Below are 15280 nucleotides of genomic sequence, written 5' to 3' on the forward strand. Positions count from 1 at the left end.
GGCTAGCCCCGAGACTGGAAGGAACGGAGCCAATCGCAGCGAAAGCAGGCGACGGGACCATGACCCATCACGAGCACCCCGATGCCGCACTCGTGCGCCGGGGCTACGAAGCGTTCACCAAGGGTGACATGGAGGCTCTCGGGGCCACCATGACCAGCGACTGTATCCACCACGCACCCGGCAGCACCCGGTTCGGCGGGCACTTCAAGGGCCGGGACAACGTCCTGGCCATGTTCGGCGAGATGTTCGAGTACACCGGCGGCAGCATGCGCGTCGAGCTCGGGGGGATCTACCCCGACGGCCGTGGCCATGTGATCTCGACCCACAAGTTCTACGCCGAACACGGCGATCGCGGGATCGAGATGAGCGGCGCCATGTTCTTCACGATCATCGGAGGCAAGGTCTCGGACGTCGACGAGTGCGTCGAGGACATCACCGAGCTCGACGCCTTCTACTCCCAGGCCTGAGAAGGACGATCGAGCCCCCGCCCGGGAGAGGGCGGGGGCTCGATTCCGTACGGATACGGCGTCGGATCAGGCCAGCAGGCCCGGGATCGTCGCCTCGTGGGCCTCGCGCAGCTCCGTCAGGGAGAGCGTGAACTCGCCCTGCACGTCCACCGCGTCGCCGTCGACGACACCGATCCGGGTCGCCGGCAGACCCCGCGCACCGCACATGTCGGTGAAGCGGAGCTCCTCGCTGCGCGGGACGGCGACGACCGCACGGCCCGCCGACTCGCTGAACAGGAACGTGAAGGCGTCCAGACCCTCCGGGACGACCAGACGCGCGCCGTTCCCGCCGCGCAGGCAGGACTCGACGACCGCCTGCACGAGACCGCCGTCGGACAGGTCGTGCGCCGCGTCGATCATGCCGTCGCGCGAGGCCGAGATCAGGATCTCGCCGAGCAGCTTCTCCCGGTCGAGGTCCACGGCCGGCGGCAGGCCGCCGAGGTGCTGGTGGATCACCTCGGACCAGGCCGAACCGCCGAACTCCTCCTTGGTGTCGCCGAGCAGGTAGAGGAGCTGGCCCTCTTCCGCGAAGGCGATGGGGGTGCGGCGGTTGACGTCGTCGATCACACCGAGGACGGCCACGACGGGCGTCGGGTGGATCGCGACCTCACCGGTCTGGTTGTACAGCGAGACGTTGCCGCCCGTCACCGGGGTGCCCAGCTGCAGGCAGCCGTCCGCGAGACCACGGGTGGCCTCGGCGAACTGCCACATCACGGCCGGGTCCTCGGGCGAACCGAAGTTCAGGCAGTCCGAGATGGCCAGCGGCTTCGCACCGGAGGCGGCGACGTTGCGGTACGCCTCCGCGAGCGCGAGCTGCGCACCCGTGTACGGGTCGAGCTTGGCGTACCGGCTGTTGCCGTCGGTCGCCATGGCCACGCCGAGGTTGGTCTCCTCGTCGATGCGGACCATGCCCGCGTCCTCAGGCTGCGCCAGGACCGTGTTGCCCTGCACGAACCGGTCGTACTGGTCCGTGATCCAGGACTTCGAGGCCTGGTTCGGGGAGGAGACGAGCTTGAGGACCTGGTCCTTGAGCTCGGCGCCGTCCTGCGGCCGGGGCAGCTTGCCGGCGTCGTCGGCCTGGAGGGCGTCCTGCCAGTCCGGGCGCGCGAACGGCCGGTGGTAGGTCGGGCCCTCGTGGGCGACGGAGCGCGGCGGGACGTCGACGATCTGCTCGCCGTGCCAGAAGATCTCCAGGCGCTCGCCGTCCGTCACCTCACCGATGACGACCGCGATGACGTCCCACTTCTCGCAGATCTCCAGGAAGCGGTCGACGTGCTCGGGCTCGACGATCGCGCACATGCGCTCCTGCGACTCGCTCATGAGGATCTCCTCAGGAGAGAGCGTCGCGTCGCGCAGGTGCACCTTCTCCAGGTCGACCCGCATGCCGCCGGAACCGGCGGAGGCCAGCTCGGACGTGGCGCAGGAGAGCCCGGCGCCGCCGAGGTCCTGGATGCCCGCGACGAGCTTCTCCTGGAAGATCTCCAGGGTGCACTCGATGAGGAGCTTCTCCTGGAAGGGGTCGCCGACCTGGACGGCGGGGCGCTTGGCCGGCTTCGAGTCGTCGAAGGTCTCGGACGCGAGGACCGAGACGCCGCCGATGCCGTCGCCGCCCGTGCGGGCGCCGTACAGGATGACCTTGTTGCCGGGTCCTGAGGCCTTGGCGAGGTGGATGTCCTCGTGCTTCATCACGCCGATGCAGCCGGCGTTGACCAGGGGGTTGCCCTGGTAGCAGGAGTCGAAGACGACCTCGCCGCCGATGTTCGGCAGGCCCAGGCAGTTGCCGTAGCCGCCGATGCCGGCGACGACACCGGGCAGCACGCGCTTGGTGTCGGGGTGGTCGGCCGCGCCGAAGCGCAGCGGGTCGACGACCGCGACCGGGCGGGCACCCATGGCGAGGATGTCGCGGACGATGCCGCCGACGCCGGTGGCCGCGCCCTGGTAGGGCTCGATGTACGAGGGGTGGTTGTGCGACTCGACCTTGAAGGTGACCGCGTACCCCTGGCCGACGTCGACGACGCCCGCGTTCTCACCGATGCCGACGAGCATGGCGTCGTTCTCGGGGGTCTTCTCACCGAACTGCTTCAGGTGGACCTTGCTGCTCTTGTAGGAGCAGTGCTCGGACCACATGACGGAGTACATGGCGAGCTCGGCGCCGGTGGGACGGCGGCCGAGGATCTCGCGGATGCGCGCGTACTCGTCCTCCTTGAGGCCGAGCTCCTTCCAGGGCTGCTCGCTGTCCGGCGTCTCGCTCGCGTGCTTGACGGTGTCGAGGCTCATCAGGCGTTGACCAGCTTCTTGAGGATCGAGGTGAAGAAACCGAGGCCGTCCGTCTTGCCGGTGCCGATCAGCGGCTCGACGGCGTGCTCCGGGTGCGGCATGAGGCCGACCACGTTGCCCGCGGCGTTGGTGATGCCCGCGATGTCGCGCAGCGAGCCGTTGGGGTTCATGTCCAGGTAGCGGAAGGCGACCCGCCCCTCGGCCTCGAGCTCGTCGAGCGTGTGCTCGTCGGCGACGTACCGGCCGTCCATGTTCTTGAGCGGGACCTCGATCTCCTGGCCCTCGGTGTAGTCCGAGGTCCAGGCGGTCTCCGCGTTCTCCACCCGCAGCTTCTGGTCGCGGCAGATGAAGTGGAGGTGGTTGTTGCGCAGCATCGCGCCCGGCAGCAGATGGGCCTCGGTGAGGATCTGGAAGCCGTTGCAGATGCCGAGGACGGGCATGCCCGCCTTCGCCTGCTCGATGATCGTCTCCATCACCGGCGAGAAGCGGGAGATGGCTCCGGCCCGCAGGTAGTCGCCGTAGGAGAAACCGCCGGCCAGGACCACGGCGTCGACCTGCTTGAGGTCCTTGTCCCGGTGCCAGAGCGACACGGGCTCGGCGCCCGCGAGGCGGGCGGCACGCAGCGCGTCCTGGTCGTCGAGCGTTCCGGGGAACGTGACGACGCCGATGCGTGCGGTCACGACTCCACCTTCACGATGAAGTCTTCGATCACGGTGTTGGCAAGGAAGGTTTCGGCCATCTCATGGATGCGGGCGAGGGCGGCGTCGTCGACCGGTCCCTCCACCTCCAGCTCGAAGCGCTTCCCCTGACGGACGTCGGCGATTCCGGCGAATCCCAGGCGAGGCAGTGCACGCTGCACCGCCTGCCCCTGAGGGTCGAGGATCTCCGGCTTGAGCATGACGTCGACTACGACGCGTGCCACTGGCACTCCCGGTGGTGTGTTGCGTGGGCGGTTCCCTCAGCGTACCTGCCTCCAAATTCTACGCGGGTAGAGATCTGAAGGATCCTACAAAAGCCCGGTTCAGAGCGGTGTGCGTCACACGAACACCCTCCACGCGCCCAGCACACACTCCCCGCAAATTCCAGTGAAATATTGCGGACCGCATTGCGCCGGGACACGCTGAAACAATTGACAGGGCTTCCCCCTGCGACGCCTGCCGCTGTACAAAGGAATCAAGAAGAAAGCAGCATTGTCCCGGCGCAGCCGTACGGTTGGCATCGCCGCACGTCAGGGGCGCCACAAGCGCTCCACCGGCCCCGGCGGCCGCAGGAAAGGACCGATATCCGTGGCTCAGCGTGTGGTGGTCACTCTCTCCGATGACATCGACGGCGGAGAAGCGGCTGAAACGGTTGCGTTCGGCCTCGACGGGAAGATGTACGAGATCGACCTGAATGCTGCCAATGCAAAGAAACTCCGCAAGGCCCTCGCGCCCTACCTCGCCGCCGGCCGCAAGCTGCCGGCCCGCGTGACGGCCGGCCGCGGCGCCTCCGCCGCCTCGTACACGCACACCGCCCTCGCCCCCGACCCGGCGGCGGTCCGCGCCTGGGCCCAGTCCCACAAGATGGACGTGCCCGCCCGCGGCCGGATCCCGAAGCGCGTCTACGAGGCCTTCCGCGCGGCGAGCTGAACGGGCGGCCACCGGGGGGCGACCCCCGGCTCCGGCCGGGGGGCCGGAGGCGATTTGCATTGCACCCCCCATGATCCGGTAGAGTCTGGATCACGCCGAGGGGCGAGGCCGAAAAAGCCGAGTCCCCAGCAGCGTGCGGGTGTAGTTCAGTAGCAGAACAGCCCCCTTCCAGGGGGAAGGCGCAGTGTGCAATCCCTGTCACCCGCTCTGCGAGAAACGCGTTACCGACCACTCCGGTGGATCAGGTAGAGTGGTGCTCGCACCGAGCAGCGAAAGCTGACCGGTAGCAATGCGGACGTGGCTCAGTTGGTAGAGCATCACCTTGCCAAGGTGAGGGTCGCGAGTTCGAATCTCGTCGTCCGCTCAGGGAGTACGAAGGCCCCGGTTCTCAGGAACCGGGGCCTTCGTCGTATCTCCACCTCTCTCTCCCCATGACATTTGTCAGCGGGACCGGTGACAGCGCGCACTGCCCGGGCGCGGAAAGCGGCGAAAACCTGGAGGCATGACTCCAGCGATCGAGGCGACCGACCTGAGCCGGACCTACTCCGGCGGATACGAGGCCGTGGCCGGCCTCTCCCTCACCGTCCCCCGCGGCGAGATCTTCGCCCTCCTCGGCACCAACGGGGCCGGGAAGACCTCCACCGTCGAGCTCCTGGAGGGTCTCGCCGCCCCGACCCGCGGCACCGTCCGGGTCCTCGGCCACGACCCGTACCGCGAAAGGGCCGCCGTCCGCCCCCGCATCGGAGTCATGCTCCAGGAGGGCGGCTTCCCCTCCGACCTCACCGTGGCCGAGACCGTACGGATGTGGGCCGGCTGCACCAGCGGCGCCCGCCCCACCGGGGAGGCCCTCGACTCCGTCGGCCTCACCGGCCGCGAGCGGGTCCGCGTCAAGCAGCTCTCCGGCGGCGAACGGCGCCGCCTCGACCTCGCGCTCGCCCTCCTCGGCCGCCCCGAGGTCCTCTTCCTCGACGAACCGACCACCGGACTCGACGCCGAAGGCCGCCGCGACACCTGGGACCTCGTCCGCGCCCTGCGCGCGGGCGGCACCACCGTCCTGCTCACCACGCACTACCTGGAGGAGGCCGAGTCGCTCGCCGACCGGCTCGCGATCATGCACCAGGGCCGGTTCGTGCTCTCCGGCACCCCCGCCGAGGTCACCGCCGCCCAGCCCGCCCGGATCCGCTTCACCCTGCCCGGCGACACGCCCGCGGCCCGGCTGCCGCTGCGGCTGAGGGCGGCCGACGACGGCGGCCGGATCGAGATCCGCACCCACGCCCTCCAGGACGACCTCGGCGAACTCCTCGGCTGGGCCCGCGAGACCGGCACCCGGCTCGAAGGACTCGACGCCCGCTCGGCCTCCCTCGAAGAGACCTTCCTCGACATCGCGTCCCGCACCGAGGGGACCGGCACGGCCCAAGCGCCCGGGACCGCCGGCCGTAAGTCCGGGGCTCCTTCCCGTACCTCCGGGGCCCCTTCCCGTACGGACGGGACCGCTTCCCGTACCGACGGGACCGCTTCCCGCAACGACGGGACCGCTTCCCGTACCTCCGGCGCCCCTTCCGGTACCCCCGGGACCGCTTCCCGCAACGACGGGACCGCCACCCGTACCCCCGCGACCGCTCCCCGTACCCCCGCTCAGGGGACCGCAGGCCGATGACGACCACCACCGTTTCCTGCGACATCGGCGCCGGCGGCCGGCCGTCCACCACCCGGACCCGGCTCACCGCCCTCGCCCGCGCCGAGCTCACCCTCCTCGGCCGCAACCGCAACGCCCTCTTCATCGCGGCCGTCATGCCCCTGATGCTGGTCGTCCTGCTGCGCTCCTCCCTCAAGGGGCTCGACCCGAAGACCCTCGCCATCGGCGCCGGACCCGCGACCCTCGTCGGCGGCACCGGCATGATCCTGCTGGTCGTCGTCTACATGAGCCTCACGTCCAGCCTGGTCGCCCGCCGCGAGGAACTCGTCCTCAAGCGGCTGCGGACCGGGGAGGCGAGTGACACCGAGATCCTCGTCGGCGCCGCCCTGCCGGCCGCCGCGATCTCCGTCGCCCAGTGCGCGGTCCTCGTCGCCGGCGGCGTCACCGTCCTCGGCGCCGACGCCCCCGCCCGCCCCGACCTGCTGCTCCTCGGGCTCGCCGCCACCGTCGCCCTGCTCGCCGGACTCGCCGCCCTCACCACCACGATCACCCGGACCGTCGAGAGCGCCGGTCTGACCACCCTCCCGCTCTTCCTCGTCTCCTCCTTCGGCTCCGGGCTCTTCGTCCCCCGCGAAGCCCTGCCCGGCCTCGCCGCCGACCTCTCCGAACTGCTGCCGCTCAGCGGCGTGATGGAGTTCGTACGGGCCGGCTGGCTCGGCACCGCACACGCGGGGAACCTGCTGACGGCCGCGCTCAATACAGTGGCCTGGGGCGTCGTGACGGGGTGGGCGGTCCGCCGCCGGTTCCGCTGGGAACCCCGGCGCTAGCGGAAGACGGAGGGGGACGGGGCGGATGGCGGGGATGACGGGCTGGTGGTCCCGGCGCAGCACCGCCGGAAAGGTCGAGCTCTACACCCGGTGGACCTTCCACCTCTTCCTGCCGATCGAGTTCCTCGCCCTCGGCGTGCTCCCGCTGGCCGGAAGCAAGGACGGCACGCTCGGGCCGACGGGCGCCGCCGGCCTCGCCCTGTGGGTCCTCGTCCACGCCGCCCTGTGCGCGGTGCTCTCCTCCCGCGCCCTCGACCACACCACCGGCAGACGGGCCCGGCCCGTGCGGCTCGCGGTCGCCGTCGGCTCCGCCACCGCCGCCGCCAACGTCCTCGTGCTCGCGCTGTGGACGGCCGGCGTGCTGCCGGACGGCGGTTTCAACGGCAGCGTCGTCAGCGGCACCACCACGTTCACGGTCGGCGCGATCGTCCTCTGCGTCGACCGCGTCCGGCACATGCTGTACGTCGTCGCCGGGGCCGCCCTCGCCGCCGCCATGCCCGTCGCCGCCCTCGGCCACGGCCTCGGGGTGGGCGCCCTCACCGCCGTCGCGGTCTTCATCGGCGGCAGCGGCATCGCGGTGGCCTGCGGCTTCTCCTCCTGGCTCCTCGGCGTCGTCCAGGAGCTGGAGCGCTCGCGCGAGCTCAAGGCCCGGCTCGCCGTCGCCGAGGAACGCCTCCGCTTCGGCCGCGACCTCCACGACGTCATGGGCCGCAACCTGTCCGTCATCGCCCTCAAGAGCGAACTCGCCGTCCAGCTCGCCCGGCGCGGCCGCGCGGAGGCCGTGGACCAGATGGTCGAGGTGCAGCGGATCGCCCGCGAGTCCCAGCGGGAGGTGCGCGAGGTCGTCCGCGGCTACCGCGAGGCCGACCTGGCGGTCGAGCTGGAGGGCGCGCGGGGCGTGCTCGGTGCGGCCGGGATCGCGTGCGAGGTGACCGCGCCCGCGCTCGACCTGCCGGCCGGGGTGCAGTCGGCGCTCGGCTGGGTCGTCCGCGAGACGACGACGAACGTCCTGCGGCACGGCGACGCACGGCGCTGTGCGATCGCCCTGCGCGCGGAGGCCGGCGGAGTGCTGCTCACGGTCGAGAACGACGGCGCGGAGGCGGCGGTCCTGGCCGTACGGGACGGGTCGGCGGCGGGCGCGGGCTCCGGACTCGCCGGGCTGCGGGAACGGCTCGGCGCGGTGGACGGCACCTTGGACGCGGGCCCTTCGAGACCGGACGGGTTCCGCGTGACGGCGCGCGTGCCACTGCCCCGTACGACCACGAACGCCACGAACGCCACGAACGCCACGAACGCCACGAACGCCACGAACGCCACGAATATCACGCACACCATGAACGCCACGAACTCCGCGATTCGGGAGGAAAGAACCCCATGACGGTGCGGGTGCTGCTCGCCGACGACGAGCACCTGATCCGGGGCGCGCTCGCCGCCCTGCTCGCCCTGGAGGACGATCTCGTCGTCGTCGCCGAGGCCGCCACCGGGCCCGAGGCGCTCGCCATGGCCCGGGCCCACCGTCCCGACGTCGCGGTGCTCGATCTCCAGATGCCAGGGGCGGACGGCGTGACGGTCGCCACATCGATCCGGGACGAACTCCCCTCCTGCCGCACCATGATCGTGACGAGTCACGGCCGCCCCGGGCACCTCAAGCGGGCCCTCGCCGCCGGCGTCCGCGGCTTCCTCCCGAAGACCGTCAGCGCCCAGCGGCTCGCCGAGCTGATCCGTACCGTCCACGCCGGAAACCGTTACGTGGACCCGGAGTTGGCGGCCGACGCCATCGCCGCCGGGGACTCGCCGCTGACCGCGCGCGAGGCGGAAGTGCTCGAATGCGCGGCCGACGGGGCGCCCGTCGCGGAGATCGCCCGGCGCACCTCGCTCTCCCCCGGAACCGTCCGCAACTACCTCTCCTCGGCCGCCGCGAAGCTCGGCGCCGAGAACCGTCACACGGCGGTGCGTCTCGCGCGGTCCAAAGGATGGGTATAGTTAGCAGCGCGCTACGGCGCATGCGGACGTGGCTCAGTTGGTAGAGCATCACCTTGCCAAGGTGAGGGTCGCGAGTTCGAATCTCGTCGTCCGCTCCATGAAGAAGCCCCCGGTCGAATCGACCGGGGGCTTTCTCGTTCCCTAGGACCAGGCCTGGCCGGTGAGGAGTTCGTACGCCTCGATGTACTTGGCGCGGGTCTTCTCCACGACCTCCTGCGGGAGGGCCGGCGGCGGCTGCTCGCTCTTGCGGTCCCAGCCGGAGGCCGGGGAGGTCAGCCAGTTCCGCACGATCTGCTTGTCGTACGAGGGCTGGGCGCGGCCCGGCTCCCACTCGGCGGCCGGCCAGAAGCGGGACGAGTCCGGGGTGAGGACCTCGTCGGCGAGGACGAGCGTGTCGCCCTCGAAGCCGAACTCGAACTTGGTGTCGGCCAGGATGATCCCGCGCTCGCGGGCGATGTCCCGGGCCCGGGAGTAGACGGCGAGGGTCGTCTGGCGCAGCAGCGCGGCCGTCTCGGCGCCGACCTGGCGGGCGACCTCCTCGTACGACACGTTCTCGTCGTGGTCGCCGACGGCGGCCTTCGTCGCCGGGGTGAAGATCGGCGAGGGCAGCTCGGAGCCGTCGGTCAGGCCCTCGGGGAGCGCGAGGCCGCAGACCGTGCGGGACTCGTCGTACTCGAGCAGGCCGGAGCCGGTGAGGTAGCCGCGGGCGACGGCCTCGACCGGAATCATGTCCAGCGACTTGCAGATCAGCGTGCGGCCCTCCCAGTCCGCGGGGGCGCCGGCGGGCAGCTCGGTCGACAGGACGTGGTTCGGGACCAGGTCGGCGAGCTTGTCGAACCACCACAGGGAGAGCCGGGTGAGGACCCGGCCCTTGTCGGGGATCTCGGTGGGCAGGACCCAGTCGTACGCCGACATGCGGTCGCTCGCCACCATGACGAGGTCGCCCGCCTCGTTCCGGTACAGGTCGCGGACCTTGCCCGTGTGGAGATGGGTGAGGCCCGGGACCTGGACGGGCTCGGGCTTTTCTACGAATCCGGACACGGTTCCTCCGCGTAGGTTGATCCAGGAGCGAGTCCGATTCTCTCGCACGTCAGGACGGATCCCGTCCTTGAACCCTGTGAGCCCGCGCTCAGTCGCCCCCTGCCCCGGTCCCTCCTGCGTCACTCCCTCTTGCAGATCCGGTCGAGGAGGTTCGCGGTGGCGCGCTGCACCCGGGCGTCGACATGGCCCGGCCGGTCAAGCGCCGGCGACCAGGCGAAGGTGCCGGACGCGAAGACCCAGGCGCCGGACGGGGCCCGGTAGAGGCTCGTCTCCTGATGGCGCAGGGCCCCCTCGCCGTCCCGGTAGGGCGAGTGCGCGAGCAGGATGCGGCCCTGGTGCTCCGGCAGCGCCGTGCGCGGGAAGTACCGGTCGGCCTCGCCCGCGACCAGGCCCGGGAGCTCGTCGCCGTCGCCCGCGCCGGTGGCCTCCCACAGCCAGTGGTCGGCGTTCCGCACGACCAGCGGGTGCGGTTCGGGCACCCGGCCCGCGTACTGGATGCCGAGGAGCTGCTGCTCGGCACGGTCGACCTCGCGCCACAGCGCCGGGCGGCCGGGGCCGCGGCGCTTGCGGCAGGTGAGGAGGCGGTCCGGCACCCCGGACGGCGAAGGAGCCAGCTCCACCTGCCAGTACATGGTGTTGGCGGAGAGGAAGACGAGCGAGGTGCCCTGGTCGCGGGCGAGTTCGGCGGTCCGGCGCATCGGCGCCGACCAGTACTCGTCGTGCCCCGGGAAGACGAGGCCCCGGTAGCGGCTCGGGTCGACCCGGCCGGCGTGCAGGTCGCGGGTCTCCGCGTACGCCAGGTCGTAGCCGTAGCGCTCGGCCCAGCGGATGAAGTCGTAGGCGTGCCCGACGTGCAGGGGCAGCCCGGCGCCCGCGTACGGCCGGTCGAAGGAGACGGTGACGGCCGCCTCCTCCTCGCCGAGCAGCCGGCCCTCCTCGTCCCAGGCGTGGTAGAGGCTGGCGCCGGTGTGGCCGTCCTCCGGGTAGAGGTTGTACGCCTGCCAGGTCACGTCCGGGAGGACGAGGAGCAGGTCCGCCGGGTGGTTGTCGCGGACCGTGAAGGGGATGTGCGAGCGGTATCCGTCGGCGGTCGTGAGCACGGCGACGTACGCGCCGATCGACCAGTACGAGGGGACCTGCAGCCGCCAGGACTGCCACCAGTGGTGGCAGGAGACCGTGCGGTCGGCTGTGAGCGGGGCCGGCTGGACGATCCCGGAGAGCCGCGGGCTGGTGGTGATCTTCGCGGCGCCGTCGCCGCCGTAGTGCCCGATCCGGTAGACGTCGACCGAGAACTGCTGCGGCGGGTCCACGGTGACGTGGAAGTCGATGGACTCGCCCGGCGCCACGGCCCCGCCGGACGCGAAGCCCTTGATCTGGCGCCGGACGTCGTCCGCGGTGCGCGGGCCGCCGCTGCCGCCCCGGGCGAGGATCTCGTCCGCGTACCAGGGGACCATCTGGCCGGTGTCGTCGAAGTAGTTCTCCGAGCCGCGCAGCCAGGGCAGCGGGCCCTGTCCGAAGGGATCGGAGACGGCGTGCGCGAGCGCGCCCGACTCCCACCGTCTGATCTGCTCCGCCCCCATGTGCGCCCCTCCCTCGACTCCCCCGGTCGGCCGGTCAGTGCCTGTGGCTCGTGCCTCTGTCAGTGATGGTCTCCAGCACATCACATAACGCACGCACTCCGTCACCGTTCGTCGCGAATTGGCGAGAGTGGAAGACGGGGCTCCGCCTGGGGCCGATTCGGGAGGGGCCTCGGACGAGCCTCGGACGGGGCTTCGGGCGGGCCTCAGACCAGGCGTACGGGCTTCTCCGGACGCACCCCGGTGCGGCGCAGCCAGACCCGCAGCGGCTCCGGGTCGCCGTCCTCGACGAGCGCGAGGATCCGGGGGCCGAGGTCGGCCGCGCGCTCGCCGCCGACGAGCAGGGCGGGGCCGTCGAGCCAGTCGAGGCCGGGGGCGGCCTCGGCGGTGTCCACGGCCGCACAGCAGACCATCGCGGTCACGTGGTCGGCGAGCAGCTCGCGGCCGGTACGGGGCGGCTGGAGCGGGAACAGCGGCAGGGGCCCGTCCGGCCCGCTGACGGCCGTCCCCTGCTCGGCGGCACGCGAGGTCTGCTCGACCGCCGCGGCGACCCGCGCCTCCCGCGCCGCGTCCTCCCGCGCGACCAGCGCACCGAGCGCCCCGGCGAGCGCCTCGGCGGCGGGGTTGACCGGGTCGTCGTCGTCCTCGACGAGGGGGCCGAGCTCGGCGCCCGCGTCGGCCTCGGGGCCGGGGCCCGGGTCGGCCTCAGGGCCCGTGCCGGAGCCGAGGCCCGTGCCGGGGTCCGGGTCTGTTCCGGTACCGGGGCCCGTGCCGGGGTCCGGGTCTGTTCCGGTACCGGGGCCCGTGCTGGTGCCGGGCCCGGTGGCGCCGGGGTGGCCGGTGGCGGCCTCGTCGGCGGGGTCAGCGGCGGCCTCGGGGGCCGCCGCGGCCCCCCGGCCCGCACCAGCCCCCGGGCCCGGGTCGGCCTCCTGGTCCTCGTCGGCCCCCGGCCGTGGCGTCGTCAGGTGGGCCATCACTCGGGTCAGGGTCGGGCCCGGGGCGTCGGCGGCGTTCGGGGTGGCGCCGGTGGCCGTCACGCCCAGGTCGTCGAGGACGCGGTGCAGGCGGGCCGCGTCGGTGCGCCATTTCCGGTCGACGACCTCCTCCGGGTACTGGCTCCACTCCACCGGGGCCCAGTCGGGGCCGGGCTCGGCCGGGCCGCCGTGGAAGAGGCGGGCGGCGAGCAGCGAGGTGGCCTCGTCGACGGCGCCCGGCTCCTCCAGGAGGTCGCAGGCGGGGCGCTCGCCGAGCCGGGAGGAGAAGCCTTCCGCGAGCCGGTCGCGGCGGGAGAGCTCGGTCAGGGCGGAGACCACGCCCGCGTCGAGCTTGGCGGGCCAGCGGCCCATGCGCCAGGCGGGCAGCGCGACCCGGGTGAGGAGGCGGTCCCAGCCCGCGTACGCCAGGCCGACCTGCTCCTGGGCGACGATCCGTACGCCGTAGTCCACGGCCTGCGCGCGCTCCGAGCCCGCGGCGGCGACCCCGCGCTCCATCTCGCCGGCGTGCCCGCGACAGGCGCGCAGCAGCACGCGGGCGACCTGCCCGACGCCGCGGGCGCCGAGCCGGCGGACCGGGTCGAGGCCGGGGGCCTCCGGCACCGCGACGGCGGCATCCAGGCCGCGGACGAAGCGGCGGGCGGCGGCTATGTCGGGGTGGGCGGCCGGTCCCGTACCGGCGACGACGGGGGCGAGGACCGCCCGCAGCTCGCCGACGCGCATCCACCACAGGAACGGCGAGCCTATGACCAGGACCGGGGCGTCGCCGGAGGTCCGGCGGAGGCGGTGGGCGCGGTGGGTGCGGTCCTCCAGCCAGCTGTCGCAGTCCGGGGTCAGGGCTATCGCGGCGGGCGCGGGGACGCCCAGCCGGTCGGCCAGGTCGCGGACGAGCCGGTACAGATCGGGGGCCGCGGTCTCGGCGAGCTCCACGGTCGGCGTGGCCGCGGGGCGGGCCCGGGCGACGACGAGGGCGACGGCCGTGGCGGCGAGGAGGACGACGACGGCGAGGACGGTCACGATCCAGCGGGCCGTGTCCCAGGCCGCCCCGGTGAAGTGGCCGGTGACCCCGCCCGCGTACAGCACGATCGCCACGGCGGCGGGGAGCACCGCGAGGCCCAGCGCCCTGCCGCGGACGCGGAGGACGGCGAGGGCCCGGGAGTGCGCGGCGCGCGCACCCCACTCCTCGCCGACAACGGAACCGGTACCGGACACGCCGTTCATCACCCCCTCCTGCCCTCGACGGGACTGCCTGTGGCGGTGTTGCTCACTCCCCCACTGTGGCACCCGCCACTGACATCGCAATGCCGGTGGGCCAAGTGCCGGAATGCCTTCGCCGCACCCTAGTTGGGGCCGTGGCGGGCGTCATCCGTATGGCCGAGCCGTCACTCGATGGAATGGCTTTGGGTAAAGGTGATGGCGCACGTGTGGCCGTGTGGTTCACGTATTCCGCACCACACGGCCACAAGAGGAATCGGACTGATTCAGCTGGAATCGGGCGGGATCAGGCCTCCGCGGCCTTCCGCGCGATGTCCGTGCGGTGCTGCGAACCGTCAAGGCGGATGCGGCCGACCGCCGCGTACGCGCGCTCGCGGGCCTGCGCCAGGTCCGAACCGGTGGCGGTGACCGACAGGACGCGTCCGCCGGCGCTCAGGACCGCGCCGTCCTCGCCCAGCTTCGTACCGGCGTGGAGCACGTACGCGTGCGGGGCGTCCGTTTCCGCGACCGCGTCCAGACCTTCGATCGGGTCGCCCGTGCGCGGGGTGCCCGGGTAGTTGTGCGAGGCGACGACCACGGTGACGGCGGCGTCGTCGCTCCAGCTCAGCGGGGCCTGGTCGTCCAGGGTGCCGTTGGCGGAGTTCAGCAGGACGCCCGCGAGCGGGGTCTTCAGACGGGCCAGGACGACCTGCGTCTCGGGGTCGCCGAAGCGCGCGTTGAACTCGATCACCCGCACGCCGCGGCTTGTGATCGCCAGACCCGCGTACAGCAGGCCGGAGAACGGCGTGCCGCGGCGGCGCAGCTCGTCGACCGTCGGCTGCAGGACGGTCTCCATGACCTCGTCGACCAGCTTCGGGTCGGCCCAGGGCAGCGGCGAGTAGGCGCCCATGCCGCCGGTGTTCGGGCCCTCGTCGCCGTCGAGCGCGCGCTTGAAGTCCTGCGCGGGCTTGAGCGGGAGGACGGTCGTGCCGTCGGTGATCGCGAAGAGGGAGACCTCGGGGCCGTCCAGGTACTCCTCGATGACCACACGGTCGCAGGCGAGCGCGTGGGCGCGGGCCACCTCGACGTCCTCGGTGACGACGACGCCCTTGCCGGCGGCGAGACCGTCGTCCTTGACCACGTACGGAGCGCCGAAGGCGTCAAGCGCCTCGTCGATCTCGGCGGGCGTGGTGCAGACGTAGCTACGGGCGGTGGGAACCCCCGCACCCGCCATGACGTCCTTGGCGAAAGCCTTGGAGCCCTCCAGCTGCGCCGCCTCCTGCGACGGGCCGAAGGCGGGGATGCCGGCCGCGCGGACGGCGTCGGCGACACCCGCGACGAGCGGGGCCTCCGGGCCGACGACGACGAGGTCGGCGCCGAGCTCGGTGGCGAGCGCGGCGACGGCAGCGCCGTCCAGCTGGTCGACGGGGTGCAGCTCGGCGACCTCCGCGATTCCGGCGTTGCCGGGCGCGCAGTGCAGAGCGGTGACGTCGGGATCGAGGGAGAGAGAGCGGCACAGGGCGTGTTCGCGGGCGCCGCCGCCGATGACGAGGACCTTCACGCCTGCCAGGGTAGCCCGCGGGGCGGGATGCCCCTTGTGCGGGCCACCGAGCGAGACG

13 protein-coding genes and 3 tRNA genes are annotated in these 15280 nt (G+C 72.4%); 9 read left to right on the forward strand and 7 right to left on the reverse strand.

Annotated features, from left to right (window positions below):
• The first annotated feature begins 59 nt into the window (after positions 1 to 59).
• Positions 60 to 467 carry a nuclear transport factor 2 family protein gene (locus tag ACZ7HT_RS26970; protein ID WP_471170687.1) on the forward strand — a complete coding sequence of 136 codons (408 nt, stop codon included), beginning with the start codon at positions 60 to 62 and terminating at the stop codon, positions 465 to 467.
• 66 nt (positions 468 to 533) lie between these two features.
• Here the strand turns inward: ACZ7HT_RS26970 and purL are convergent, their stop codons facing one another.
• The 3 genes from purL to purS are packed head-to-tail and all read right to left on the reverse strand — an operon-like array spanning position 534 to position 3705.
• On the reverse strand, positions 534 to 2783 hold the full coding sequence (gene purL / locus ACZ7HT_RS26975) for a phosphoribosylformylglycinamidine synthase subunit PurL (RefSeq protein WP_471170689.1): 2250 nt from the start codon (positions 2781 to 2783) through the stop codon (positions 534 to 536).
• Entirely contained in the window at positions 2783 to 3463 is a 681-nt protein-coding gene (gene purQ / locus ACZ7HT_RS26980; RefSeq protein ID WP_471170691.1) for a phosphoribosylformylglycinamidine synthase subunit PurQ, read from the reverse strand. The genes purL and purQ overlap by 1 nt, the downstream gene beginning before the upstream one ends.
• On the reverse strand, positions 3460 to 3705 hold the full coding sequence (gene purS, locus ACZ7HT_RS26985; protein WP_017240564.1) for a phosphoribosylformylglycinamidine synthase subunit PurS: 246 nt from the start codon (positions 3703 to 3705) through the stop codon (positions 3460 to 3462). The genes purQ and purS overlap by 4 nt, the downstream gene beginning before the upstream one ends.
• A gap of 364 nt (positions 3706 to 4069) precedes the next feature.
• Between purS and ACZ7HT_RS26990 the strand changes: the two genes are divergently transcribed.
• The 8 genes from ACZ7HT_RS26990 to ACZ7HT_RS27025 all read left to right on the forward strand — a co-directional run bounded on the left by ACZ7HT_RS26990 (position 4070) and on the right by ACZ7HT_RS27025 (position 8955).
• Positions 4070 to 4411 carry a histone-like nucleoid-structuring protein Lsr2 gene (locus tag ACZ7HT_RS26990; protein ID WP_471170692.1) on the forward strand — a complete coding sequence of 114 codons (342 nt, stop codon included), beginning with the start codon at positions 4070 to 4072 and terminating at the stop codon, positions 4409 to 4411.
• 135 nt (positions 4412 to 4546) lie between these two features.
• Positions 4547 to 4618 (forward strand) — tRNA-Gly (locus tag ACZ7HT_RS26995).
• 84 nt (positions 4619 to 4702) lie between these two features.
• Positions 4703 to 4775: transfer RNA gene (locus ACZ7HT_RS27000), tRNA-Gly, on the forward strand.
• Between the two features lie 138 nt (positions 4776 to 4913).
• Positions 4914 to 6068 carry an ABC transporter ATP-binding protein gene (locus tag ACZ7HT_RS27005; protein WP_471170694.1) on the forward strand — a complete coding sequence of 385 codons (1155 nt, stop codon included), beginning with the start codon at positions 4914 to 4916 and terminating at the stop codon, positions 6066 to 6068.
• Positions 6065 to 6874: an ABC transporter permease gene (locus tag ACZ7HT_RS27010; protein ID WP_471170696.1), complete on the forward strand. Its 810-nt coding sequence runs from the start codon at positions 6065 to 6067 to the stop codon at positions 6872 to 6874. Before ACZ7HT_RS27005 ends, ACZ7HT_RS27010 begins: the two co-directional genes overlap by 4 nt.
• Positions 6875 to 6899: 25 nt before the next feature.
• Positions 6900 to 8252, forward strand: a complete 1353-nt coding sequence (locus ACZ7HT_RS27015) for a sensor histidine kinase (protein ID WP_471170698.1) — start codon at positions 6900 to 6902, stop codon at positions 8250 to 8252.
• Positions 8249 to 8857: a response regulator transcription factor gene (locus ACZ7HT_RS27020; protein ID WP_352025351.1), complete on the forward strand. Its 609-nt coding sequence runs from the start codon at positions 8249 to 8251 to the stop codon at positions 8855 to 8857. Before ACZ7HT_RS27015 ends, ACZ7HT_RS27020 begins: the two co-directional genes overlap by 4 nt.
• A gap of 22 nt (positions 8858 to 8879) precedes the next feature.
• Positions 8880 to 8955, forward strand: a tRNA-Gly gene (locus tag ACZ7HT_RS27025).
• A gap of 43 nt (positions 8956 to 8998) precedes the next feature.
• Here ACZ7HT_RS27025 and ACZ7HT_RS27030 read toward each other — a convergent pair.
• The 4 genes from ACZ7HT_RS27030 to purD all read right to left on the reverse strand — a co-directional run bounded on the left by ACZ7HT_RS27030 (position 8999) and on the right by purD (position 15222).
• Positions 8999 to 9898 (reverse strand): phosphoribosylaminoimidazolesuccinocarboxamide synthase, encoded by a 900-nt coding sequence (locus ACZ7HT_RS27030; RefSeq protein ID WP_471170701.1) that lies wholly within the window; start codon positions 9896 to 9898, stop codon positions 8999 to 9001.
• Between the two features lie 119 nt (positions 9899 to 10017).
• Positions 10018 to 11478, reverse strand: a complete 1461-nt coding sequence (locus ACZ7HT_RS27035) for a N,N-dimethylformamidase beta subunit family domain-containing protein (protein WP_471170702.1) — start codon at positions 11476 to 11478, stop codon at positions 10018 to 10020.
• Between the two features lie 203 nt (positions 11479 to 11681).
• On the reverse strand, positions 11682 to 13688 hold the full coding sequence (locus tag ACZ7HT_RS27040; RefSeq protein ID WP_471170704.1) for a M48 family metalloprotease: 2007 nt from the start codon (positions 13686 to 13688) through the stop codon (positions 11682 to 11684).
• A 280-nt stretch (positions 13689 to 13968) separates the two neighbouring features.
• Entirely contained in the window at positions 13969 to 15222 is a 1254-nt protein-coding gene (gene purD, locus ACZ7HT_RS27045; RefSeq protein WP_471170706.1) for a phosphoribosylamine--glycine ligase, read from the reverse strand.
• Positions 15223 to 15280 lie beyond the last annotated feature (58 nt).

Source organism: Streptomyces sp. NPDC037410, from assembly GCF_055602235.1.

Bases quoted from the DNA above. Each gene is read 5' to 3' on its own strand.
- ACZ7HT_RS26970 (WP_471170687.1), top strand. From the start codon at position 60: ATGACCCATCACGAGCACCCCGATGCCGCACTCGTGCGCCGGGGCTAC.
- purL (WP_471170689.1), bottom strand. From the start codon at position 2,783: ATGAGCCTCGACACCGTCAAGCACGCGAGCGAGACGCCGGACAGCGAG.
- ACZ7HT_RS27005 (WP_471170694.1), top strand. From the start codon at position 4,914: ATGACTCCAGCGATCGAGGCGACCGACCTGAGCCGGACCTACTCCGGC.
- ACZ7HT_RS27010 (WP_471170696.1), top strand. From the start codon at position 6,065: ATGACGACCACCACCGTTTCCTGCGACATCGGCGCCGGCGGCCGGCCG.
- ACZ7HT_RS27015 (WP_471170698.1), top strand. From the start codon at position 6,900: ATGGCGGGGATGACGGGCTGGTGGTCCCGGCGCAGCACCGCCGGAAAG.
- ACZ7HT_RS27020 (WP_352025351.1), top strand. From the start codon at position 8,249: ATGACGGTGCGGGTGCTGCTCGCCGACGACGAGCACCTGATCCGGGGC.
- ACZ7HT_RS27035 (WP_471170702.1), bottom strand. From the start codon at position 11,478: ATGGGGGCGGAGCAGATCAGACGGTGGGAGTCGGGCGCGCTCGCGCAC.
- ACZ7HT_RS27040 (WP_471170704.1), bottom strand. From the start codon at position 13,688: ATGAACGGCGTGTCCGGTACCGGTTCCGTTGTCGGCGAGGAGTGGGGT.